Source organism: Flavobacterium tyrosinilyticum (genome assembly GCF_023656565.1).
Taxonomy (GTDB): Bacteria; Bacteroidota; Bacteroidia; order Flavobacteriales; family Flavobacteriaceae; genus Flavobacterium; species Flavobacterium tyrosinilyticum.
The window spans coordinates 253,619-278,931 of sequence record NZ_JAMOKG010000002.1 but is presented as its reverse complement, the minus strand read 5'-3'; the positions used below and the strand labels follow the sequence as shown (position 1 = coordinate 278,931).

The 25,313-nt window shown below is 31.5% G+C and carries 23 protein-coding genes; 11 read left to right on the top strand and 12 right to left on the bottom strand.

The features are described from left to right. Positions 1-117 precede the first annotated feature (117 nt). Together NCC77_RS08925 and NCC77_RS08920 are read right to left on the bottom strand one after the other, a co-directional pair. The gene (locus NCC77_RS08925; RefSeq protein ID WP_250835258.1) at positions 118-981 is read right to left on the bottom strand and encodes a PhzF family phenazine biosynthesis protein; all 864 of its coding nucleotides are present in this window, start codon (positions 979-981) and stop codon (positions 118-120) included. Positions 982-1,085: 104 nt separating this feature from the next. Beyond that, positions 1,086-4,100 (bottom strand): tetratricopeptide repeat protein, encoded by a 3,015-nt coding sequence (locus NCC77_RS08920; RefSeq protein WP_250835257.1) that lies wholly within the window; start codon positions 4,098-4,100, stop codon positions 1,086-1,088. Positions 4,101-4,409: 309 nt separating this feature from the next. On the opposite strand from NCC77_RS08920, the gene NCC77_RS08915 reads away from it, so the two are divergent. Genes NCC77_RS08915 through NCC77_RS08905 form a run of 3 tightly spaced genes read left to right on the top strand, consistent with a single transcriptional unit; the run spans position 4,410 to position 6,919 of the window. Further along, a complete protein-coding gene (locus NCC77_RS08915; RefSeq protein ID WP_248725983.1) occupies positions 4,410-5,093 on the top strand; it encodes a cell division ATP-binding protein FtsE in 684 nt (227 codons plus the stop codon). Continuing rightward, entirely contained in the window at positions 5,093-5,977 is an 885-nt protein-coding gene (locus NCC77_RS08910) for a glycosyltransferase family 2 protein (RefSeq protein ID WP_250835256.1), read from the top strand. The genes NCC77_RS08915 and NCC77_RS08910 overlap by 1 nt, the downstream gene beginning before the upstream one ends. Before the next feature lie 6 nt (positions 5,978-5,983). Then, positions 5,984-6,919, top strand: a complete 936-nt coding sequence (locus NCC77_RS08905; RefSeq protein WP_250835255.1) for a glycosyltransferase family 2 protein — start codon at positions 5,984-5,986, stop codon at positions 6,917-6,919. Here the strand turns inward: NCC77_RS08905 and NCC77_RS08900 are convergent. After that, positions 6,906-7,310, bottom strand: coding sequence for a sugar 3,4-ketoisomerase (locus NCC77_RS08900; RefSeq protein WP_250835254.1), 405 nt, complete (start codon positions 7,308-7,310; stop codon positions 6,906-6,908). The two genes, NCC77_RS08905 and NCC77_RS08900, sit on opposite strands and share 14 nt — an antisense overlap. 9 nt (positions 7,311-7,319) lie before the next feature. After that, positions 7,320-8,138 (bottom strand): glycosyltransferase family 2 protein, encoded by an 819-nt coding sequence (locus tag NCC77_RS08895; protein WP_250835253.1) that lies wholly within the window; start codon positions 8,136-8,138, stop codon positions 7,320-7,322. Between the two features lie 142 nt (positions 8,139-8,280). Between NCC77_RS08895 and NCC77_RS08890 the strand changes: the two genes are divergently transcribed. Then, the gene (locus NCC77_RS08890; RefSeq protein WP_250835252.1) at positions 8,281-9,168 is read left to right on the top strand and encodes a glycosyltransferase family 2 protein; all 888 of its coding nucleotides are present in this window, start codon (positions 8,281-8,283) and stop codon (positions 9,166-9,168) included. On the opposite strand, the gene NCC77_RS08885 is transcribed toward NCC77_RS08890, so the two are convergent. The 8 genes from NCC77_RS08885 to NCC77_RS08850 all read right to left on the bottom strand — a co-directional run bounded on the left by NCC77_RS08885 (position 9,148) and on the right by NCC77_RS08850 (position 17,391). Beyond that, complete coding sequence (locus NCC77_RS08885; protein WP_250835251.1) at positions 9,148-10,029, bottom strand: DUF1574 domain-containing protein; 882 nt, start codon at positions 10,027-10,029, stop codon at positions 9,148-9,150. The two genes, NCC77_RS08890 and NCC77_RS08885, sit on opposite strands and share 21 nt — an antisense overlap. A gap of 53 nt (positions 10,030-10,082) precedes the next feature. After that, positions 10,083-11,525 (bottom strand): MBOAT family O-acyltransferase, encoded by a 1,443-nt coding sequence (locus tag NCC77_RS08880; RefSeq protein WP_349306044.1) that lies wholly within the window; start codon positions 11,523-11,525, stop codon positions 10,083-10,085. A 6-nt stretch (positions 11,526-11,531) separates the two neighbouring features. After that, positions 11,532-12,776 (bottom strand): O-antigen translocase, encoded by a 1,245-nt coding sequence (locus NCC77_RS08875; protein WP_250835250.1) that lies wholly within the window; start codon positions 12,774-12,776, stop codon positions 11,532-11,534. A gap of 34 nt (positions 12,777-12,810) precedes the next feature. Further along, complete coding sequence (locus NCC77_RS08870; protein ID WP_250835249.1) at positions 12,811-13,911, bottom strand: DegT/DnrJ/EryC1/StrS family aminotransferase; 1,101 nt, start codon at positions 13,909-13,911, stop codon at positions 12,811-12,813. A gap of 12 nt (positions 13,912-13,923) precedes the next feature. After that, positions 13,924-14,901 (bottom strand): GNAT family protein, encoded by a 978-nt coding sequence (locus tag NCC77_RS08865; protein ID WP_250835248.1) that lies wholly within the window; start codon positions 14,899-14,901, stop codon positions 13,924-13,926. A 6-nt stretch (positions 14,902-14,907) separates the two neighbouring features. Continuing rightward, the gene (locus NCC77_RS08860; protein WP_095931419.1) at positions 14,908-15,510 is read right to left on the bottom strand and encodes a trimeric intracellular cation channel family protein; all 603 of its coding nucleotides are present in this window, start codon (positions 15,508-15,510) and stop codon (positions 14,908-14,910) included. 175 nt (positions 15,511-15,685) lie between these two features. Next, complete coding sequence (locus NCC77_RS08855; RefSeq protein ID WP_250835247.1) at positions 15,686-16,540, bottom strand: hypothetical protein; 855 nt, start codon at positions 16,538-16,540, stop codon at positions 15,686-15,688. A 107-nt stretch (positions 16,541-16,647) separates the two neighbouring features. Next, entirely contained in the window at positions 16,648-17,391 is a 744-nt protein-coding gene (locus NCC77_RS08850) for an RDD family protein (RefSeq protein WP_250835246.1), read from the bottom strand. A gap of 20 nt (positions 17,392-17,411) precedes the next feature. Here NCC77_RS08850 and NCC77_RS08845 point away from each other — a divergent pair, with 20 nt between their 5' ends. The 7 genes from NCC77_RS08845 to NCC77_RS08815 all read left to right on the top strand — a co-directional run bounded on the left by NCC77_RS08845 (position 17,412) and on the right by NCC77_RS08815 (position 25,185). Beyond that, positions 17,412-18,392, top strand: a complete 981-nt coding sequence (locus tag NCC77_RS08845; protein WP_250835245.1) for a stage II sporulation protein M — start codon at positions 17,412-17,414, stop codon at positions 18,390-18,392. A 9-nt stretch (positions 18,393-18,401) separates the two neighbouring features. Next, positions 18,402-19,178 carry a DUF4129 domain-containing protein gene (locus tag NCC77_RS08840; protein ID WP_250835244.1) on the top strand — a complete coding sequence of 259 codons (777 nt, stop codon included), beginning with the start codon at positions 18,402-18,404 and terminating at the stop codon, positions 19,176-19,178. Next, positions 19,171-20,376 carry a DUF4350 family protein gene (locus NCC77_RS08835; RefSeq protein WP_250835243.1) on the top strand — a complete coding sequence of 402 codons (1,206 nt, stop codon included), beginning with the start codon at positions 19,171-19,173 and terminating at the stop codon, positions 20,374-20,376. Before NCC77_RS08840 ends, NCC77_RS08835 begins: the two co-directional genes overlap by 8 nt. Positions 20,377-20,479: 103 nt before the next feature. After that, a complete protein-coding gene (locus NCC77_RS08830; protein WP_250836254.1) occupies positions 20,480-21,493 on the top strand; it encodes an AAA family ATPase in 1,014 nt (337 codons plus the stop codon). Positions 21,494-21,615: 122 nt separating this feature from the next. Beyond that, complete coding sequence (locus NCC77_RS08825) at positions 21,616-22,947, top strand: DUF58 domain-containing protein (RefSeq protein ID WP_250835242.1); 1,332 nt, start codon at positions 21,616-21,618, stop codon at positions 22,945-22,947. Between the two features lie 106 nt (positions 22,948-23,053). Then, positions 23,054-24,139 carry an alkaline phosphatase family protein gene (locus NCC77_RS08820; protein ID WP_250835241.1) on the top strand — a complete coding sequence of 362 codons (1,086 nt, stop codon included), beginning with the start codon at positions 23,054-23,056 and terminating at the stop codon, positions 24,137-24,139. Between the two features lie 257 nt (positions 24,140-24,396). Further along, positions 24,397-25,185: a TrmH family RNA methyltransferase gene (locus NCC77_RS08815; RefSeq protein ID WP_250835240.1), complete on the top strand. Its 789-nt coding sequence runs from the start codon at positions 24,397-24,399 to the stop codon at positions 25,183-25,185. Positions 25,186-25,313 lie beyond the last annotated feature (128 nt).

The following is a 25,313-nucleotide window of genomic DNA, read 5'->3' as shown; positions in this document are numbered from 1 at the left end:
AGAGAAAAGAGTATAGAAAATAGACTTATGCTATTTCTTATTTCTTACACTAAAAACCCTTTGTTCTCTTTCTATATTCTAAAATCTTTTTCTTTGTTCTATTTTCTATATTCTCACTTAAGCTTCCCAATCACCTTTAGCCACAAACTGAGCTTTACCTCCTATTCTAATATCAAACAAATCTCCACTTAGTTTTCCGTTAAAATAAATTTCAGATGGGCGGCCTATGTAATCTCCTTGATGATTAGTCAATTCCAATTCAGGTTTATGATATTTTAATAAAAAAGCCTGTAAACAAGTACTGGCACTTCCTGTCGCAGCATCTTCTACCAATTGATTATGCTCTACACACAACATTCGGCTAAACAGTTTTTCTCCTTCTAAATAATAAAAGTATAAACCTCTATGATCTGTTTTGCAATGTTGTTTCATCCATTCATCAGCTTTATCTTTATCCAGAACCAAATTTTCAAGAGCTCTTTTACTGCTTAATCCAACCATAACAAAAGCGCTTCCGGTTGTAACTTCCTGAATTGGAAATTGATTTTCGAAATCACTCACTTGCAGATTACTGAAAAAGGTAAAATCTACTTTAGAAAAAGTATCCCAAAACTTTGGCTGCGCCGCTTTCAACCAGATCAAATCATCTGATTTAGAAATTGCAATTGGCCCAATCGGAACCTCTAATTTTATTTCGTTAGGCGAATTTTCAAAGATCTTATTCATCAGAACCCAAGAAGTTCCAATGATCGGATGTCCCGCAAACTGCATTTCGTGCGCAGGAGTAAATATTCTAATTTCTGCTTTATTATTTTCTCTATCTAGTTTGGTTACAAATGTGCTTTCCGCAAAATTAATCTCACGAGCCATCTGCTGCATTTGTGCTGTACTTAAATTTTCTGCATCCATAAAAACCGCCAACTGATTTCCAGCGTATTTTTTATCAGCAAAAACATCAACTATGTAAAAAGGTAAACTCATTGTTTTATTTTTTTAGAGAATAGAATAAAGAAAATAGAGAATAGATTTTCTTCTCTTTGCTTTAAATCTTTTTTCTATTTTCTTTATTCTATACTCTTGTATTCTTATTTATTAATCGACGAATTTGTTTTAGACTCTTCCGATTTAATTGCTGCTAATTCTTTTTTAGCTTCTTCAACAACATCTGGATAATCTGTAAAATTGTTGATTACATTATCTAAAATATATGTCGCTTGATAACTGTCTTTTAATCCGTAGAAATTTTTTGCCATTAAAACCAAACCTTTTGCTCCATAATATTTATAGGCAGAATAGCTCTTTGCTAATTTTTGAACAGCAACATTAGAAGCGTCATATTTCCCTTCTTTTGTTTTAAAATACGCATCATAATACAAAGCTTCTGCAGCCAATTCTCCTTTTGATGAAGCTGAAAGTTTAGCGTAAGCCGTTTTCGCTTTATCTTCATTTCCTGTCTGCATTGCTGCACGCGCTACAATAATCTGAGCATCTGCTTTTACGCCAGCGTCTGATTTAGGATTTTCTAATACTTTCTCAGCCGCAACTACAGAATGGTCATAATCTTTTTTATCATAATAACACTTCATCAAGTTCGCTTGAGCAAAAGTTTTATTCTGAGGATAATCGGCTTCGCTTTCTAATCTTGTTAGAACTGGAATTGCCTTATCGCAATCTTTTGCTTTCAAATAAATCTGAGCCAATCTGTTTAAAGCTTGTTCTGTAAACTCGTTTCTAGGCTGATCGATTACAAACTGATAATTTGCAACAGATTTTGTTTCAGAACCTTCTGCATAAGTAAGCTGTCCTAAATAGAAATTAGCTTCCAATGCATGCAATCCGTTTGGAAATTTAGAAACATAACCTGCAAAACCAGTAATAGCTTGCTTAGAATTGTTTTGGTTGTATTGTTTGAAAGCCGCATCGTAAGTATCGTTATCCAATTCTGCATCTGTAACGGCTACGAAGTCTAATGTACGAACCCAAGTCGCATATTCATCAACTTTTCCTGAATCCACATAAATCAATCTTGCTGTTGCAACTGCTTCTAAAGCTTCTGGTGTTTTCGGGAATTCAGCAGCTACTTTTTTAAATTTCGTCAAAGCCAGTTGATCACGATCTGAATTATAATAAATCAAACCTTGTTTTAAAATTGCTTTCGAAGTAAATGATCCATCTTTAAATTCAGAGATCAATTGATCATAAGTTTTTATTGCCTGATCGTTTTTCTTTTCTGCTACATAGGTATTTCCTAACTCAAATAAAGCATCATCACGATAAGATGACTTTTTGTACATCTGAAGAAAATTATTCAGTTCCTCAATTTTCTTAGCATTATTTGACATAAATCCGTAAGAAAGTGCTTTTTGGAATTGAGCATAATCTGCATCTACGCCTTTTGCTGCAATTGCTTTTGCATAAGCTTCATTTGCCGCACTATATTTTGAGGTTACAAAACGACAATCTCCCAAACGCAAATAAGAATCGTTTAAACGAACTTTATCTGAAGGAGCATTATCAATTTGAGTTTGAAAAGAATTTGCTGCCTGATCGTATTCTTTCAATTTAAAATACGTGTAACCAATGTTATAGTTGATATTTTTATATTCATCTGTAGATTTTGCCGCAGCCATTCCTGCAAACTGTTTGTAAGTCAGAAGAGCGTTTTGCATATCATCATTCAAATATTCAGTTTCCGCTTTCCAGAAAGTGGCACGTGCCGTAAATTCAGGAGTTTTTTGCTCGCTGATCGCGCTTTTGAACATTTTACCTGCTTCTTGATAATTAGATTCATTATACAATTCTAGTCCGCGATAAAAAAGCACTTTTTGGTAAGCCGCTTTGTTTTCTGCAGTTCTATTTTTTTCTAATAAAGCCAAAGCTTCTTTGTAGTTTTTAGAAGAAATATAAGAATCAACCAAAAGTTTTTCTACTTCTGCACGGCTTGAATTATTTGGATATTTTTTAAGGAAATCCAACAAAATGCCTGGAACAGCTTGGTAAGCGTTTCCGATATCATAACTCAATTTAGCATAATTTAAAGCAGCATCTTCTTGAATTTGAGCATTAAAATCCATTTCAGAAGCATTCTTAAAAGCGTTTAAAGCTTCTTGCTTTTTACCTGTATTTAAATAGCTTAAACCTAAATGATAATAGGCATTCTGAGCCACAAAATCTTTTCCTTCAATAATTTTATTGAACTGAGAAATTGCTTTTTCGTACTCTTTTTGTTCGTAATACGCATAACCTAATTGATAGAAATCGGTATTGTTCCATTTTCCTTTTTTACCGGCATATTGTTCTAAATACGGAATTGCTTTTCCGTATTGCTTCAAGTTGAAATAACTTTCTCCAATGATTTTATTCAGTTCCGATTTTTCAATATCGTTCGATTTGTTCATGGCTACCAATCCTAAATCAATCGCTTTTTGGAAATTTCCTAACTTGAAATTCATATCAGCTTGATAATAAGAAAGCTTTTCTTTGTATTTTTCTTCACCCGAAACCTCATCAAAATACTTCGTTGCTTCTTTGTAATCGTCACCCTCATAAGCCATAAATCCTAAATAATATTTGGCTTGAGAACCATATTCTTTAGAATTTACCACTTTATTAAAATAGTTAGTCGCTTCTTTTTTCTTTTTAGCATTAAAATAGCTGTAACCTTTCATGAAGTTAAACTTATCCGATTCTGTTTTACTCATGTAGCTTTCGTCTACTTTATCAAACCATTGCAAAGCTTTTGGATAATTTCCTTGTTCGAAGAAAAATTGCGCGGCATCGATATAAGCCTGATTTTGTTTAGTGCTTGTTGGATAATCATTCACAAATTGTTCTACCAGAGCATCGGCATTTGCTTTATTGGTTCTTATGGCAGAATTTGCAATATAGTAAGCACAGTCAGACTGCACTTCTTCATTTGTAGTATTGTTTTTTACTTTTTCAAAAATCAACTGTGCCGAAGCATATTGTTTGTCGTTATATAAAGCCAGTGCTTTGTCAAAATCCTTTAACTCATACGTATAAATCGCCGATTTTTGTGCCGAAGCTATAGTCGAAGCAAGGAAAATTTGGAATAAAAAGAACCTGGAAAGTTTACGCATTTTAATAATATTTAGTATTCAAATGTATCATTTTATAAGGGTTATAACGAAACGTTTTGAGGTTTTATTATGAACAAATTATGAAACTGTTGCTATTTTACGCTTTGTAAAACTTCAAATTATTGGTTCTCAAACTTTCTTAAACAAATAATTTTAAACCATATAAGCCCTCTTAAGTTATTATAAGCAGGAACCTTTATGAAGATGCTGTTAAAATGCACTTCTATAGCAATTTTATTCAGAATTCAGCGAAATTTATTTTGAATACAACCGTTATCTTATTACTTTTACCATTCAAACCAATTTATTATGTCACAAACCGTACTATCTCTTAAAGAAGTCACTATATATCAAGAAGGAAGAAAAATTATATCTCATATTAACCTAGACGTTAATCATGGTGAGTTTATTTACATTATCGGAAAAACTGGTTCTGGAAAAAGTAGTTTTCTAAAAACTTTATATGCTGATTTACCGTTAATTGAAGGCGAAGGACATATTGTTGAATTTGATTTGGCAACATTAAAAGAAAACGACATTCCGTATTTAAGACGTAAAATCGGAATTGTATTTCAAGACTTTAAACTACTTCCAGACCGTTCCATAAAAGACAATATGCTTTTTGTTTTAAGAGCTACAGGATGGGTCGAAAAAGAAGCCATGCAACACAAAATTGACGAAGTTTTGGATAAAGTTGGCATGAAAGATTTTGTAAACAAAATGCCTCATCAGCTTTCTGGAGGAGAACAGCAGCGTGTTGCGATTGCAAGAGCACTTTTAAACGATCCAGAATTTATCTTGGCCGATGAACCAACAGGAAACCTTGACCCTCAGACTAGTTCTGAAGTTTTAGAAGTTTTAAAAGCAATTAATGCTGCAGGCAAAACCATCATTATGGCCACTCATGATTATGCTTTATTGATGAAATTCCCATCTAAAACCCTAAAATGCGAAGATGAAAGAATCTTCGAAGTGGTACAAAGAAGCGTATAATGCTTTCCATTTTAATTCCGGTTTATAATTACAATGTTTTACCGCTTGCTAGCGAACTCGTAAAGCAGTGCAATTCTAGTGGAATTACTTTTGAGATTATTTTTTTAGATGATGCTTCTCAAAAGTTTGTAATTGAAAATGAAAGAATTAATCTATTTGAAAACGCCTCTTATTCTATTTTAGAAAAAAATATCGGACGAAGCGCTATTAGGAATTTATTGGCTCAAAAAGCAATTTATGAAAATTTACTTTTTCTAGATGCCGATACTTTTCCTGCCCATGCAGATTTTCTTTCTGTTTATATTTCTCAGATTAGCAATACTGAAAAAATAGTTTATGGAGGAATTTTGTATGAAAGTTCTAAACCTGCAAAAAAGGAACTTTTAAGATGGATTTATGGAAAGGAAAGAGAAGCTTTATCAGTTTCCCAACGGATAAAAAATCCATATCTTTCATTTTTGACTTTAAACTTTCTCATCAAAAAGAACACTTTTTCTAAAGTTAGATTTAACGAAAATATTCCAAATTTAAGACACGAAGATACCTTGTTTTCATTTGAGCTAAAACAAAATCAAATTGAGGTTCTTCATATTGACAATCCCGTTTTTCATCTTGGTTTAGAAGACAGTAAAACATTTTTGCAAAAATCTGAAGAAGCTGTTTTAGGTTTAAAAAATTTAATCGATTCGAATTTAATTTCTCCGGACTACGTAAAACTGGCACATTATTTTCAACTCATTAAAAAATATCATCTTATCTCTTTAACCGCTTTTGGCTTTAGGATTTTTAAACCTTTACTTAAAAAACAGTTATTAAGCGCAAAACCTTCGCTTTTTCTTTTTGATATTTATAGATTGGGTTATTATTGCATTATAAAAAAATAATCAATTATGGTCTTTTTTTCGGTTGTTATTCCGTTATACAATAAAGCTGATTATATTGAAAATACTATAAAAAGTATTCTCGATCAGACTTTTGCGGATTATGAAATCATTGTAGTGAATGATGGATCTACTGACGAAAGCGAAGCTATTGTACTCAGGTTTAATGATGAGAAAATTCAAATCTTTAATCAAAAAAATCAAGGTGTTTCTGCTGCCCGAAATTTTGGAATAGAAAAATCGAAAGGAAAACTCATTGCGTTTATGGATGCAGATGATTTTTGGCTCCCAAATCATCTACAAGAGTTGTCAGATTTGTATCATGATTATCCAAATTGCGGCCTATATTGCTCACGCCATAAAATAAGAATTTCTAAAAACTGCTTTCAAATTCCTTATTATGATGCAATAGATAATTCTTTTAGAGGAATCGTGAAAGATTATTTTCTTTCAAACAAACCATTTAGAATTACTTGGACTTCTTCTTTAGCTATTCCGCGAGAAATATTAGAAAATATTGGAGGATTTACGCCAGAAGTTACAAATGGTCAAGATCTAGAATTATGGACTAAAATAGGAATAAAATATCCTGTTGCCTTAACAAACAAGACAACATCTGTCTATAATTTTAATATTGAGAATAGTTTAGCTAAGAACAAAATAAACTCTAAGGTTTTGATGAATTTCGAACAATTCAAAATCTTCGAAAAAGACAATCCGTCCCTTAAAAAGTTTCTAGATCTATATCGAATTGAATACGGATTACACTATTATATTTCTGGCAATAAAACTCAAAAAAACTTTTATTTTCAAGATGTTGACCAAGAAAATATCCCGTTGAATGTTAGGATTTTATTAAAAGTTCCTCCTTTCATTTTACGATCTCTTTTAAAATTAAAAAGAAAACTAAAACAAAACGGAATTGACTTTTCTATTTACGATTAGAATAGGCAATAAATTCATCAAACTCTCTGATGTAATCCTCTTCTATATAAACTTCTGAAGCAATTACAAGACAAACCGAACCAGAAGAAAAATTCTGCAATTCTCTCCAAATTCCTGCATTAATTAATAATCCTTCATAAGGTTTGTTTAAGGTAATAATCTGTTCCTTTTTTCCATCTTTCAAAACCACATCAAAACTACCACTTAAAGCCACTAGAAACTGTCGCAGATTTTTATGCGCATGCCCTCCTCGTTCGGCTCCGGCTGGCACATCATACAGATAATAAACCCTTTTAATATCGAACGGAACAGTAGTATTCTCAATTACAGAAAGATTACCTCTTCTCTCTTCTATTTTAGGAATAGCTATTATTTGTATTTTATCATTCATTTAGTATACTTATATTTTCTGAAACATTTTATGACCTTTTATGGCACTGCTAAAAATCGCTTTCAGATTATTCATTTTTATTTTCTTCTGCTTTAAATCAAAAAAGATCTTTATGAAAATCCAAAAGATATATTTTTTTCTAAAAATTCTAGTAAACAATGCCCCGCTAATAAAGTATTTTTCTAAAACATCTATTTTGTCTGACGAAGTCGATGTATTATGTTCAACAATTATTTCAGGTTCAAAAACAAGTTGCTTGCCTTCTTTTTTCAAATCGGATAAAAAAATAGCTTCTTCTCCCATTTCGAACATTCCGCCTAATCCAAAATTTTCATCAAATTTATGTTTTCCAAAATCAACATGAAATTTATTTAGTGTTATTTCGATAGAACTTGTATTCAAAATATCAAAAATGCTTAAACTGCTTTTAGAATAGACTACATGTTTATTTAAAGGCTTGATATTGGGTTTTAAAGCGCTAAACTTTATTACTGCAGCATTCGGATATTTATGGTAAGCGTCGATTATTTTTGCGATAAATCCTTTCTGAAACACCACATCATCATCCGAAATTAAAAGAATTTTTCCTGTCGCATTCTCTAACGCTAGATTTCGGCTTTTAGAAAGTCCTTTTTCAAATGAATTTATAACTCTTATATTGGAATTACTCGAGCTAAGTTTTGTTTCATTTTGAACCTGATTGATTACTAATATCGAAATTTTCGAATGATCACAAGAAGGGAACATGGGAACTAAAAAGTCCAATGAATCTCTATTCATTGTTGAAATTAGTATTTCCACATCTTTTTCTTCAAACAAAATATTCATTCTCAATTTTATTAAACAATCATAAAAGGCTCAAAACCGGCTTTAAGATATGGTCTTTTTTTAAAATACAAATTACAATCTTAAACATTATAATATTCTTATTTTTGAATTTTATAAATTAATTTTAAAATCTATAATTTTCATGCACAACCTGCCTTTAGTAACTGTTATTTGTTTGTGCTATAACCACGAAAAATTCGTAATAGAGGCTTTGACTTCTATTACAAATCAAACTTACAAAAATATTGAAATTATAGTGGCAGATGATGCCAGTAATGATTCGTCTGTACAGAAAATTAAAGAATGGCACAAGAATTATCCTCACACTGCACTTATAATTAACGAAACCAATTTAGGCAATACCAAAACCTTTAACAAGGCATTAAAATTATCAAATGGTGATTTTATTATTGATCTGGCTGCAGATGATGTATTGTTTCCAAATTGTATCGAAAAACAGATAAGCACTTTTTTAAACGCTAAAACGGAACGTTTGGCAATAGTTTATGGAAATGCCGAAATTATCTCTGAAGACAACACACATTTAGACTATTATTACAAAGTTGACAATGATAAAAAAGCAATTACAAAACCCGCTTCAGGAGACATTTACAAAGCAATTTTAAGCCAAAGCAGCATGATTTGCTCTATTAGTTCAATGATTAAAAAAGAAGTTTTAATAGAGCTAAATGGCTACGATGAAAATTTGTCTTATGAAGATTTAGACATTTGGATAAGAACCTCAAGGAATTACAATTTTGAATTCATTGATTCTGTTTTAATCAAAAAGAGAGAACTTGCCAACTCTTTGGGCAATATGTTTTACAAAAAGCTTAATACGAGAACAAAAAAAATAAATCGATCCACTTATTTAGTTATTAGAAAAGCAATTGTCTTAAACCAGACAAAAGAAGAAAATAAAGCGCTTTTAAAAAGACTGCATTTTGAAATGGAAAAAGCATATAGAACTTTAGATCTTTTGCTTTTTCTAAGATACATTCCTTTAGAATTAAAATTGCGTTTTAGCTGATTTCTGATTTATAAAATCGTTTACCATCTTAGAACATTTCTCGGCTCCCAAATTATGCAAATGATCTGCGTCGTAAAAATCATCGTTAGAAAAACGAGGATCGCTGAATAGATTAAGATAAAAAACATTCGAATTTGTTTTTTGCAATAGCAAAGCACTTTCAAAAATCTTATTCAATTTCTCTTTATTCACTTTTTCTGCATAATTTTTTGTGACAGGCATTGTCACTATAATCACTTGAATTCCTTTGTTTTTACATTTTTCAATAATCGCCTCTATGGCTGTAATATTTTCTGCAAAATCTGTTAAATTATCTTCGTGTCTTTTGATTGTAATTACTGCACTTTTTTCTATATCTGCAGCTCTTTTGTGTTGTGTATAGTTTGTACCGAAACCGCTTTTATTGCAATCAACAATGTTTTTCTCAGGAAAATAGCGAGATATTAATTTAAGATTTGAACTAAAACTCTTTGTTCCAGAGATGAACCAATTATTAAAATCAAAACTTTGTATTATAGGAACTTCCAAATCCATATAGTGTTTATAATAATATTTTCGCCATCTATCTTCGTCGGTGTTTTTGAGCTGACTTAAACTGGTATATTCTATGTTTAAAACTAGAAATTTGACCTTCTTAAAATTATCAATATGTTTATCAAATAAAAGTTTATCGAAATATATGGATTGACTAATGTTGGACAAATTAAAAGTTGGCTTATCGAAATAAACTGGATTTAATCCGTAAAAAGAATGAGAATTTCCTAAAATTAAAACCTCTGCATTTTGATAGTTTGCTACACAATTTTCATTTTTTACAGTGTAATTATTAGGTGTTATTTGGTAAAAAATTTCAATAGACAAAAACACCAATATTATTGGAAATAAAAAGATTAAGGTATATCGAATAAAATTTCTCATTTAAAACTGAAAATAAATAAATTGCAATTCTTACCCGAAAAAAACAGAATCAATAGTACCAAAGCATAATAAAAAGCAATTCTAAATGGTTTTGCCCATTGAAATCCTAATTTTTCAATAGCAAAACGATTTTTTCTTCCAATCCATTCTATCCACATAAATACAGCCAAAATTAAAATTATTATTTTGGGAAATATTTCGGGAAATTCAAATAAGCTTTGCGAAAACATTTTAGAAATGTATGTGAATGCGCTTTCAACATTTTCTGATCTAAAAAAAATACGGGCAAATGAAAGCAATCCAAAAGTAAAAATCATGCTTGAAAAAATCTTTAAGCCAGATTTAAAACCAGTGACCGATATAACATCGATACTTCTTCGATTTTCATTAAACAGAACTAAAGGAAGGATGTATAGAAAATTTATAAATCCGTAAATGATAAAATTCCAATTGGCGCCATGCCAAAATCCTATTAACATAAAGACTATAAAAACATTGCGTATTTGTATCCATTTCGAACTTTTTGAACCGCCCAGCGGAATATAAACATAATCTCTAAACCAGCTCGATAAAGAAATATGCCATTTTCTCCAAAATTCTGCAATATCGCGTGCAAAATATGGATAGGAAAAATTCTGTAACAATTCGATTCCTAAGAGTCTAGAAACTCCTAAAGCAATATCTGTATAGCCTGAAAAATCTCCATAAATCTGGAATGAAAACAATATTGTCCCCATAACTAGTGTACTTCCCGAATAATGAGATGGATTGTCAAAAATTAAATCGACATACTCAGCACAACTATCAGCAATTACAACTTTCTTAAATAATCCCCACAAAATTTGTCTTAATCCGCAAATAGCTGTTTCATAATTAAAAGTTCTCTTTTTTTGAATCTGAGGCAAAAGATGCGTCGCTCGCTCTATTGGACCAGCAACCAGCAAAGGAAAAAAGCTCACAAATAATGCATATTCAATTATGCTGTCAACTGGTTTTATTTTTTCTTTATAAACATCAATTACATAAGAAAGTCCATGAAAAGTGTAAAAAGAAATTCCGATTGGTAAGATTAAATTTAAAGTCCAAAGATGCGCTTTAAACCCTAATGCCGTGACTATTTCTACAAAATTATCAATAAAGAAATTATAGTATTTAAAGACTCCTAAAACGCTTAAATTAATAATTATACTTAACCAAAGCCACCTCTTTTTTGTCGTACTATTTTTTGTATTGTTGTAAATTTTCTTTCCAACATAAAAATCTAAACCGATAGAAAAAAGTAAAAGAAAAGTGAATTTAAAATTCCAAAAGCTATAAAAAAACAAACTTGCCAGTAATAAAAAAAGATTCTGTTTTTTCAGATTTTTGTCGAATACAAACCAATAAAGTATAAAAACTATTAAAAAGAAAACCGCAAAACTTAGTGTATTGAAAAGCATAACTGGTTAATTAAACAAAGTCTTCTTAAAATAAACACACAACACAAACCAATAAATAAAATTATCCAACGCGTATCCAATCACAACTCCTTCAATTCCATAAATTGTAATAAAATACAAACTGAAAAAGTACAGAACTGCGAGTGAAAACAACTCACTTACAATAAATGCTGAAGTGTTCTTTTTCGCAAAAAACTGATACCCTAAAATAAGGGCACAAACTTTAAAAACATCTCCTAAAAGCTGCCAGAAAAACAAATCGGTTACGGGTAAAAAATCTTTTGTAAAAAGCAGTCGGACAATAAAAAATCTCATAAAATAAATGAGAGTGATGACCAAAATAAAGATCGGCAGAATAAATTTATAATATTGTAAAAAGATATTTTTTGTTTCTAAATCATTTTCTGCTTTAGATAATTTTGGCAGAAAATAAACACTTAAAATAGTACTTACAAACATCAAACAATAGGACGAAATTCTGGTCATTGATTCCCAATATCCTGCTTGTTCAATTCCTAAATTATGAATAATATGATTTCGAATGGCAAGAAATACAAAAGGCCCAAAAACAGACGAAACAAGCGTCATTAAGGAATAGGAAGAAAGGTTTTTTAAAATTTTAAAATCGAAAAAACTTAATTTTATCATTTGAAAAAACTGAATTTCCTTTTGAATCATATAAAAGGTAACCCAAAATAATAACGCTGGCGCAATTACAATCGACATTAAAGCTCCAATGGTTTTAAACTGCATAATAAGGAAAACCGAAGTCAACAAACCAATAATATTCCCGATAATATTGATCCTAATTACTTTTTTAAATTTGCCCAAACCATTGATTACAGCTATAAAAAAAATAGAAAATCCGTAAGTCGGTAAAACCAATACTAAGACTTTAAAAACAGCCAAATATTCGGTATTATTTCCGAAAATACTCTGATTCCAATAAGAAGCCGTAAAAAATAAAAATCCACTTAACAAAAGCGCAACAAATAATAAACTGATAAAAACCGTAGAAACTATTTTTTGAAGTTCGCTATTAGCTTTCTGATTTTCAGACGTATATTTTACGATTCCGTTTTGAAAACCTAAAGTAGAAATATTTTCTAATGAAGTTAAAAAATTACGAAGATTTCCAACCAAAGCCATTCCGTTTGGACCAACAAAAATGGCTAATATTTTCGAAGTGATTAATCCGATTCCAATTTTCAAAGCAACGCTCAAGCTGTTTAAAGACGTAATCTTAAACAAATTGGTTTTAATTATTTTATTGCAGAAATTCAAATTAGTATTGATTTAGAATTTCTATAATAAAATCAACCTCAACTTCGGTTAAAACTGGGCTCATTGGCAGACTCAGAACTTCATTATGGATTTTCTCTGTAATTGGAAATGACAGATTATTCCATTGTGGAAAAGCTTTTTGCTGATGTGGCGGAATTGGATAATGAATAACCGTTTGAATATTATTTTGAGTTAAATATTCTTGTAAGTCGTTTCTATTTTCTGTTCGAATAACAAACAAATGAAATACATGGTTGTTTGAAAAATCCCAAAATGGCAACGTTATTTTTTTGTTTTTAATTCCAGTTAAATATCGTTTTGCAACTGTTCTTCTTTTATCATTATCTGAATCCAAATGGGGCAATTTTAGATTTAAGAACCCCGCCTGTAATTCATCTAATCGCGAATTCAAACCAATGTATTCGTTATAATATTTTTTCTCTGAACCATAATTTCGAAGCGAAAAAAGCACCTTTGCCAAATCCGAATCATTTGTAGTAATCGCTCCGCCATCGCCCAAACATCCTAAATTCTTTCCTGGATAAAAACTATAAGTGATTGCCGATTTTAGATTGTAGATTGTAGATTTTAGATTTTTTTCTACGCCGTGAGATTGTGCTGCATCTTCAACGATAATTAAGTTGTGTTTTTCTGCAATTTCATTTATTCTCTCCATTTCGGCTATTTGTCCGTATAAATGAACAGCTAAAATAGCTTTGGTTTTTGGAGTTATTTTCTCCTGAATTAAATCTGGATTTATATTGTACGTTTCTAGTCTTGGTTCAACCAAAACAGGAACTAAATCGGCTTGTAGAATAGCCAAAATACTCGCAATGTAGGTGTTTGCTGGAACAATAACCTCATCTCCTTTTTTAAATTTTCCGAGTTCGATATACCCTTTAAAAATAAGAACTAAAGCATCCAATCCGTTTCCAACCCCAATACAATATTTAGATTGACAATATTCAGCGAAAGCCTTTTCAAAGGCTTCCACTTCTTTCCCTAAAACATACCAACCATTTTCTAAAACCAATTTCAGTTTTTGCTGAAAAGCGGTTTCATACGGTTCGTTTATTTTTTTAAGGTCAAGAAAAGATATCATCTCTGTTTTGTTTTAAATAAGAATGCCTTCTAATTTAGTATAATTGGCAGTATCAACTTCATAAAAATCATGAACCAAAGTGTTGGATCCAAAGCTTTCTTTCCAATAGGTTAATCCTTCGTTTAGATTTTTTCCTTGATTTTCATTTGAAATTCCAAAATCAAAAAAACGTTTTTCAGCAAAACGTTCATTAATGAGGTAATGAAAAAGATAATCTAAACTTCCTAAATCTTCTTTGTCTGGATCTTTTGAAATATACTGGCAATGTGCCACATTTTTTGTTTCAAAAATCGTCGTTCCGCCTACAATTTCGTCATTTTTATAAATATTGAACTGATGAATATTTTTAGAAAAAAGCGATTTTAATCTGTTTATTTCATCAATCGAATGAACTGGCGCTGCGTGATGTGTTTTTTCTAAATTCGGAATTAGAATTTTATTCCAAAACAATTCGAACTGATTCTCTTCTTTAATAATCAATTCGTTGGAAATTGCTTTTTTTAATCCTCTTTTTCTAATTTTAGAAATTGTTTTTTCTTGCTGTAAATCAATTACAGAAAGAGAATCTCTTCTCACAAGCTTTGCTTCTGCCAGAAATAAACTGTACAAAATTTCTTCTGCAGGTTTCAAATGATAAATGGAAGGAAGAGTTTTAAAGTATAATTTATCCAAATTATTTTTGTTCAGAAAAAACAACACCTCTCTAAAAATCTCAATAACCGCTTTTTGTTTGGTTTGTTCTTTATAAACTAATCCGCCGTAAGTTAATCCTTGATGGGAATATATCGAATTATCTTTTTTATTGGCAGGAAGAATAGCAAGCAGTTTTTTATCTTCGAAAACCAAAAGCGAAAAATCCTCAAAACGATCTTTGTGGTATTCCATAAAATCGCGATGAAACAAAAAAGTTGCATTTTTAGCCTGAGCGACAAAATCGTTCCAAACCGAATAATATTTCTGATCGTATTTTTTAATAATAAATTTCGCCATACTCAATTACATGTGATCAAATGCTTTTAAATGCCATTTGTATTTAACTGCCATTAATCGAATCACAATAATCACAAGAGAAGTAACTAAATATAAGATATCGTCATTTAAATTTAATTTTCGTAATCCAAAAAATACAATTCCACCCAAAATACAGATGGTTGCGTAGATTTCTTCTCGAAAAACGTTTGGAATTTCGTTACATAAAATATCACGAATTACACCACCAAAACAAGCAGTCATGGTTCCTAATGCAATACAAATTGCCGGATGAAGTCCCGTTATAAGCCCTCTTTCGAGACCTATTAAAGTAAAAACTCCAAGCCCAATGGTATCAAAGAGAAACAATGAGGTTCGAAGTTTATCAAATCTTTTTCTAAAAATAATGGCTAGAAAAAATCCTAAAATAATCACATACACATATTGCATGTCACGCATCCAGCCAACAGGAGTTCTTCCAATTAAGACATCACGAAGCGTTCCGCCGCCAACTGCAGTAACAAATGCAATGATAAAAACACCAAACGGATCTAGTTTTTTATGCATTGCTGTTAAGGCGCCAGACATAGCAAACGCCATTGTGCCAATAATATCAAGTAAGTGAAACATTTTTTCTGAGTTACAAAGATGCAAAGCGTCAAAGTTACAAAGTTGTAAGGAATAATCTTAGTAAATCTGACTCAGAAAAAAACCTGTCCTTTTTTCTAAGCTAAAAAAAGCAAAGTATCAAAGCTACAAAGTTCTAAAGGACGATTTTAGCCAATCCAACGCATAGAAATACTTATTATTTTTTTACATAAATCGGACTTCTTTTTAATAAATACGAAATAGAATCCATCCATCCATCTTTTAATGCTAGCAAAGGTTTACGCGTTTGAGAATAGATTTTATCTGTGTTTCTGTACATATCAAAATAAACCGTATAGTAATAATAGGTTTGGTTGTTTGCCGTTGTAGTCGAAATATCGCTGGTAGTTACTTTTTTATTGTTGTTGCTCACTTTAGCATTTCCACTATCATAAGTCGTAGCAGTAGTACCCGTTCCTATTGTGTACGAAACTTTTGCAGCAACAATATTGTCTACTCCTAATATTTTTTCCAGATCTTCTATTGGCGTTTCGTCAATGTTATTATGATCAATTCCACTTTTGTGCAATAAACTGTTTGTTGTTCTTAAATCCTGAACCGTCAACGGAAAAATATTAGATGATTTATCCAATAACTTGTTGTACAAATCGTTTTGAGCAAATTTTGCCATATCCTCAGAACCTTGCTGACTATCTGCATTTACGTAAGGAATTGGCAATACAGCAATTGTATTGTGCTGTTTCTCTGCACTGACTATGTTTGGAGATGACGTACTTTGAGCACTATTTGTTGCGTTTGGAGAAATGTCAAAGGTTTGAGATCTTCCGCTTGCAAAATCGATCTTCGCAATCTGAGAAACGTCTAGCGAGATCTGAACGGTCTCACCTGGAAGAGAATATTCAACTGTTTTATCAGACATTTTTAAAACTGTACATTCAATAATCTGATAATCTCTTTTTATAATTTTATCTAATTTTTTTCCGCTTTGAGCAAAACTTACGCAAGCAGATAATAGTACTAGTAATACGAGAAAAGGCTTTGTAATTTTCATTTGCTTGGAAATTTATAAATTAATTATCTATAAATAAATTTACGAAGAAAAAATAAAAAATTATCAGCAAAAATTAGAAAAACCAAATAATTCTTCAAAGAAAAAAATCACATGTTTTGGGTATAAAAATTATAATCTTTTAAAATTATTCGAATAAAATCGCTGTTGTTTCCAGATTGATTTTTAATACCTGTTACGCTTTCAATTTTTGCTACTAATTTGTAAATAACCTCGTGATCATTTTTAGCCGCCGCTTTTTGATACGTTTCTTTAATAATTCGCATATCATTGTCTGAAAGCTTGATAACTAAAGGATAAGTTGGCACATAGGCTTCACCGATTTCTTCTAAAATAGTATGGCTGATATTAATTTTATTCTTTAAAGTAATTACTGCTGTTCCTGCTGCCATGTCTCCCAATCGTTGCGATTTCTGACTCGTAATAACCGTAATAAGTCCTGGAAGTCCGAAAAAAGTAAAAAAGTCAATTACTCTAAAAAACCATCGAATTAAATAATCACCAAAGCCGGCTTGATAACCGTCAATTTTAACGACTTTAATCTTCAATAATTTTTTACCCAATGACTGTCCCTCAAAAACACTTTCTAAAACTAGCGAGTACACTATAACTGGCGAATAGAGTATTAAAAAAATCGCGCCTCGTGACCAACCGTCCAAGTTAACCATCAATCTATCTAATTGTAACCAATCAAAAAGTATTATCGAAAGCGCTGTTATATAACAGATTATAATGAACAAATCAATAAAAAAAGCTCCTAGTCTTTCACCAACAGAAGCGGCAATAAAATTTATTTTGACATTTTGTGTCGTATTAATAGATAATTCTGACATATTTCATATTTTAGCCTACAATGAGAGAAATCGCCTTTATAAAACAAAACAGAGAAAAATGGCTCGAGTTTGAGCTGGCAATTTTTGGTAAAGCTAAAAAAAATCCTGATGAATTAGCTAATTTGTACATTCAAATGATGAATGATTTATCGTATGCGCAAACGTATTACCCTAAAAGTAAAACGGTTGTATATCTCAATCATCTTGCTTCTCAGATTTATCAAAAGATTTATAAAACCAAACGCACAGACCAGAATCGTGTTATAGATTTCTTTAAAATCGAAGTTCCTTTATTGGTCTACGAATACAGAAGGTATTTGGTATATGCTTTTGTTTTGTTTTTTGTTACCGTTTCAATCGGAGTTCTTTCGGCTCGATACGATCGTGATTTTGTACGTCTGATATTAGGTGACGAATATGTCAATATGACTTTAGAAAATATTAAAAAGGGCAATCCGATGGCCGTATATGGTTCGGGCAGTAATTGGGGAAGTTTTATAGGAATCACTGTAAACAACCTATTTGTAGGCGCCAAATGTTATTTCTATGGTATTTTTGCCGGAATAGGAACTTTCAATGTTTTTCTTCAAAACTGTATCATGTTAGGTTCTTTTCAATATTTTTTCTACGAACAGGGCGTTTTCTGGAAAAGTGTTCGAGGAATTTGGATTCATGGTTCTATGGAAATTTTTGCAATTGTAATCGAAACAACTGCGGGGTTTATTTTAGGCGCTTCTATCCTATTTCCTAAAACTTTTTCGAGAATGAATTCTTTTAAAATTGGTTTCAAAAATAGCTTCAAAATATTCTTAAGTACTTTTCCTTTTACGATAAGCGCAGGATTTTTAGAAGGTTTTATTACCAGATATTCTATCGATATGCCCAATTGGTTAAGCAGTTTTATTATCTTGTTTACGCTTGCAATAATTTCATTTTATTACTTGATATACCCTTTCATTGTACACAAAAAAATTCATTCTTTAACCGCCGAAAAACTTTAAGACCAAGTAATGACAAGATTATTATTTATTTTATATTTTCTTTTGTGCTGTGGTATTTCTCAGGCTCAGGATTCTATTCCTATTACTGAAGATCCTCCAAAAATTACTGCAATTAAATATACCGAAAAAGATATTCAAGTAGACTCTGGCACTGTAGAAGCCAGACATTTTGAAAAAAATTTCAAGAAAAAATACACCGATAAAGAATTTATTTACGAATACAAAGCTCCCGAAAAAAACTGGTGGGATCACTTTAAGCATTGGCTGGCAAGACAAATTTTTAATTTGTTTAATTTTAGCAGCGTAAAAACATCGCTGAATTTTGTTGTTATTTTATTCAGAATAATTGCTGTTTTGGTCGTAATTGTTTTGATTTATTTTATTGCAAAAGCCTTAACCAAACAAGAAGGAAGATGGATTTTTGGAAAAAATTCCAACAAAAAAACCTTGTTTTATTCTGATGCCGAGAAAAACATTCATCTTTTAGATTTTGAAAAACTTATTAAAGAAAGCATTGAGGCGGGCGAAAGAAGAATTGCAATTCGATATTATTATTTATGGCTTTTAAAGGTAATGGCGCAGAATAATTACATTGAATGGGATATCGAAAAAACCAATTCTGATTATTTGTACGAATTGTACAACCCTACTCATAAGGAAGAGTTCACCTATCTTTCTTATTTGTACAATTATATTTGGTACGGCGAATTTGAAATTGATGACGTAACATTTAGAAAGACTGAAAACAGATTTAAAAAAGCATTAAAAACCTTTGGCAATGGATAATAAAGTTAAAATATACATTGCTATTCTGGTTTTAATTTTCGGAATAACATTATTAGTAGACAAAGGACAGCCAAAACCTATTGACTGGACTCCTACGTACTCTGTTGATGATAAAATTCCGTTTGGTTTATACATTTTTGATCATGAAGCAGACGGCCTTTTTAAACAGAAAGTAGAAAGAATTTCGACACAAACTCCATACGAATACCTAGATTCTCAATATGATGCAAGAGAGAATGTAGAAACGTATAAAATAAAAGGAACTTTTGTTAACATTTCTGAAGTTAATAATATTGACGAGCAGTCAATGAAAGAAATTTTATATTTTGTTTCTCACGGAAATAATGCTTTTCTAAGCATGAAAGTATTTCCGAAAGTATTGCTGGATTCTTTAAAAATCGAATTAAAAACCGATTTTATGCCCGTTGACAGCGTTTCGGTTTGGATGGCAAATAAAAAAGTAAACTCTAAAAAATATACTCTTAATACAGGGTTAAGCGATTACTTTTCAAAAATAGACACTTTAAACACCAAAGTTTTAGGCTATCAAAACAGTACTAAAAACAAAAGACAAGTCAATTTTATTGAAGTGCCTTATAAAAATGGTTATCTCTATCTGCACACGCAGCCAGTAGCTTTTACCAATTATAATCTGCTGAAAAAAGATTATTATCAGTACACCGAGAATCTAGCTTCGTACATTCCGAAAGGAAATATTTTTTGGTACAATAAAAGCTTTAACGACCAACGAATTTCAAGTTCTCCGCTGCGATATATCTGGAGTCAGCCCGCTTTAAAATCGGCTTGGTATTTAGGTTTAATCGGAATTCTTATTTTTATGATTTTCAATGCAAAACGAAAACAGCGCATTGTTCCAATTATAAAACCGTTACAGAATTTAACCGTTGACTTTACTAAAACAGTTGGAAATTTATATTATCAAGAAGGCGATCACACCAATATTATTGATAAAAAGATTATTTACTTTTTAGAAAAAATAAGAACCGATTATTTGCTGGATACCACCAAACTCGATGACGATTTTATAACCAAATTGCATTACAAAACAGGAAAAGACGAAAAAGATATTCGAGACTTGGTGCAGTTAATTAATGATCACCGAAATAGTTATCACGGAAGTCTGGAAGAAGACCTCCTTAGACTAAACAAAGCAATAGAAAAGATTTTCATTAACTAAAATAGTTTGCCACCGATTAAAAGGATTAAAATAATTTTATAAAAATAATCTACTTTAATCATTTTAATCTGTGGCAAAAAAAAATAAAATAACAGACCAAATTATGGACGACATCAATACAACATCAGGCGAAATCACAAACGAAAATGTGAATTTTGAAACGAGAATTAACTTAGCGCCTCTTTTAGAACACGTAAACACGATTAAGAAAGAAATAGAAACGGTAATTGTTGGTCAGCACAAAATGGTTGATCAACTTTTGGTGGCTATTTTATCAAACGGTCATGTTCTTTTAGAAGGTGTTCCTGGAGTTGCCAAAACAATTACGGCTAAATTATTGGCTAAAACTCTAAATATCGGCTTCAGCAGAATCCAGTTTACACCAGATTTAATGCCTTCTGATATTTTAGGAACTTCAATTTTCAATCTGAAAAACTCAGAATTTGAATTCAAAAAAGGGCCAATTTTTTCTAATTTGATTTTAATTGATGAGATCAATCGTGCTCCTGCAAAAACACAGGCTGCTCTTTTTGAAGTTATGGAAGAACGCCAAATTACAATTGACGGTTCTGCTTATCAATTAGAAGCTCCGTTTTTGGTAATTGCAACTCAGAATCCTGTAGAGCAAGAAGGAACGTATCGTTTGCCAGAAGCGCAATTGGACCGTTTTCTTTTTAAAATTACGATTGATTATCCAAAATTGAATGAGGAGATTTTAATTATCCAAAGAGAACATTCTTTACAAGATCACGGAAAGCTAGATGCCATCAAAACGATTCTTTCTGGAGATGAAATCAAAGGATATCAAGCTTTGGTAAAACAAATTAGAGTAGAACAAAATTTACTGGAATACATTGCTCGAATTGTAGTAAATACGCGTGAAAATGCCTTTTTATATTTAGGAGCTTCGCCTCGTGCTTCGATTGCTATTTTGAACGCTTCAAAAGGTTTTGCTGCAATCCGCGGACGCGATTTTGTTACGCCTGAAGATATTAAAGAAGCGGCAATTCCAGTTTTACAGCATCGTGTGATTGTAGCACCAGAACGTGAAATGGAAGGAATTACAAGCTCTGAAATCATTAAACAGATTATCGAAACAGTAGAAATACCTAGATAATTATCAATTGTCAATTATTAATTATTCGTCTCCCTGAGCAAAGTCAAAGGGCGTATAAGGCTTCGACTTCGCTCAGCCTGACAAAGCGAAACTTGAAACTTGAAACCTGAAACAACAAAAAGATGAAATTCATAAAAAGCCTATATCTGAATAATTTCTTTTTCTATGTGCTAATAGGCATTATAGGATTGTTTATCTGTGCCTTTATTTTTCCAAATATGTATAACGCAGTTTGGCTGTTGGTTTTAGGCTTGGTTACTTTTTTAGGACTTGACATTTTACTTTTATATTTATCCAGAACAGGACTTGAAGCAGAAAGAATTACGCCCGAAAAATTATCAAACGGAGATTTAAATCCAATTACAATAAATCTTAAAAATCATTATACTTTTCCTATTTCGGTTAAGATTATTGATGAAATTCCGTTTCAATTTCAGATTCGCGACTTCAAAATAAAAAAAACAATAAAAGCGGCCACGCAAAAAGAAATTGGTTACGATCTTCGTCCAACAGAACGCGGAGAATACCATTTCGGTTCTTTAAACATTTACGTTTCTTCGCCTTTAAGACTTATTTCTAGAAGATTTATTTTCGATAATGGTCAAATGGTTCCAACCTATCCTTCTTACATTCAATTAAGAAAATATGATTTGATTGCTTTTTCAAACAATTTATTTCAATACGGAATCAAAAAAATACGCCGAATTGGCCACACAATGGAGTTTGAGCAGATTAAGGAATATGTTCAAGGCGACGATTTAAGAACGCTGAACTGGAAAGCGACTGCAAAAAGAAACTCCTTGATGGTCAATCAGTTTCAAGATGAAAAATCGCAATCGGTTTATATGGCAATCGATAAAGGGCCCGTCATGCAAATGCCTTTTGACGGATTAAGTTTATTAGATTACGCCATTAATTCTTCCTTGGTTTTATCGAATGTGATTCTGAAAAAACAAGACAAAGCAGGTCTTTTTTCTTTTTCTAAAAAAGTAGAAAATCGAGTTTTTGCTGAAAGAAGAGGCTCGCAAATGCAGAAAATCCTTGAAACTTTATACAATGTAAAAACCGATTTTTTTGAAAGTGATTACAGCCGATTGTATGTTGACATTAAAAAAAATATCAATCAAAGAAGTTTGATCATTCTATACACCAATTTTGAAACAATGGATGGTCTAAATCGTCAATTACCTTATTTAAAAGGAATTGCCAAAAGCCATTTATTGGTTGTGGTTTTCTTTCAAAACACAGAACTGAATTCCATCATCAATAAAAAGACAGCAACAATTCAGGAAGTTTACGACAAAGTTATCGCGGAAAAATTCATGTTCGAAAAACGACTGATCGTAAACGAATTAAAGAAATACGGAATTCATTCGGTATTGACACAGCCAGAAAATCTTACGCTTGACGCCATTAATAAGTATTTGGAGATTAAATCAAGAGGGATTCTATAGCCATGTTTATCTGTTAACTTATGGTTATTTTAAAGATTGGCTTTACTATTATCTCTTTTATTAAATTAGTTTTGAAAGAAAATAATAACATAAAAACAGATAAAAAATGAAAAAAGCAATTCTATTTCTGTTCATCTTATTAAGCATTCAATCTCAAGCCCAAAAGACAGAAAACATCATTATTATCACTACAGATGGTTTTAGGTGGCAGGAAGTTTTTAAAGGAATTGATCCTGCGATTGCCAATGACAAAAAATTCAATCAAGGAGACAGCGCTTACATTTATAAAAAATATAGTGATGCCAATGTCAAAGAAGCTCGTAAAAAACTAATGCCTTTTTTCTGGTCTGAAATCGCTTCGAAAGGTCAGATTTATGGAAATAGAGATTTAGGGAATAAAGTTGATGTTGCCAATCCGTACTGGTTTAGTTATCCTGGTTATAGCGAAATTATGACTGGAAATGTAGATTTAAAAGTCAATTCAAACAGCTATAAAGCCAATCCAAATGTGAATGTTCTGGAATTTTTAAATCAGCAGTCTAAATTTAAAGGAAAAGTTGCCGCTTTTGGCGCGTGGGATGCTTTTGACCGAATTTTAAATGAAGAAAGAGGCGGATTTCCTGTAATTTCAGCCTTTGACAAAGTGGGTGGAAACAAACCAACAGCAGCTCAGCATTTATTAAATGAAATGCGTGATAATTCATATAAACCCTTTCACATGGATGAATGCTTAGATGTTTTTACGCATTATCAAGCTTTAGATGAATTGAAAACTAAAAAACCAAAAGTACTTTACATTGCATATGGAGAAACCGATGAATGGGCACATCACGCACAATATCGTTCGTATCTGGATGCAGCCAATCAAGTCGATAAATGGATTCAGGAAATCTGGAATTTTGTTCAAAATGATCCGCAATACAAAAACAAAACAACTCTTTTCATAACAGTCGATCACGGACGCGGTGACAAAGTAAAAACGCAATGGACCGATCACGGTTCTGATGTTCCAGGTGCCTCAGAAATTTGGTTCGCCACAATGGGACCAGAAATTGCTCCAAAAGGTGAAATCAAAACCGATTCTCAAGTTTACCAAAAACAATTTGCTCAAACTTTAGCAAAAATTATGGGATATAATTTCAAAACGGATCATCCTGTAGAAACTGAGATTAAAGAAGTTTTCGAGAAATAATTTTTCCAGCAACGACCCGAGCGATAGTGAATAGGCAAAGTAATTGCATTAATTTTTACGAATTTCTATTTTGTTTTGCCACAGATTAAGGGATTAAAAATGATTTAATCTGTGAGAATCTCTTTAATCTGTGGCGAAAAATTATTGCAATTCGTGGCAAAAGAAACTTTATTGCTATACCTACAAGGTTTTAAAAACCTTGCAGGAAGAAAAAAACTCAGTACCTTAGCGCCTTAGAATCTTAGTCGCTTAAAAAAATGAAACAAATTACTTCAGTTCAAAATCCGTTTATCAAATCTTTGGTTTTACTTCAAGAAAAATCCAAAGCCAGAAAACAAACCGGAACATTTTTGATTGAAGGTTTAAGAGAAATTTCTTTAGCCATAAAAGGCGGTTACGAAATCGAAACGATTTTGTTTTTACCCGAATTAGTTTCTGAATCGGAAATCGATAAACTAATTCAAAATTCTTTTCAAATCATAGAAATCAATAAAGAGGTTTATCAAAAATTGGCTTATCGTGATACTACAGAAGGAATTTTAGCGGTAGCGAGAACCAAATCATTAAAATTATCAGATTTAAAATTATCAGATAATCCATTGATTTTAGTGGTAGAATCTTTAGAAAAACCAGGAAATATTGGTGCCGTTTTACGAACTGCAGATGCAGCCAATTTAGACGCTGTTTTAATCGCCAATCCGAAAAGCGATTTATACAATCCGAATATTGTTCGTTCTAGCGTTGGATGTCTTTTTACCAACCAAATCGCAACAGGAACATCTGAGGAAATTATTGCTTTTTTGAAAGAAAAAAAGATCAATTTCTACAGTGCAACTTTACAAAATTCAACTTCATATCATACTCAAAACTTCACAACACCAACCGCTTTGGTCGTTGGTACAGAAGCAACTGGTTTAACTCAGCAATGGCGTGACGAAGCAACTCAAAACATTATTATCCCAATGCAAGGAGAAATCGACAGCATGAATGTTTCTGTTGCTGCTGCAATTTTAATTTTCGAAGCTAAAAGACAAAGAGGGTTTTGATTTTTGATTTTTGATTTTTGATTTTTGATTTTTGATTTTTGATTTTTGATTTTTGATTTTTGATTTTTGATTTTTGATTTTTGATTTTTGATTTTTGATTTTTGATTTTTGATTTTTGATTTTTGATT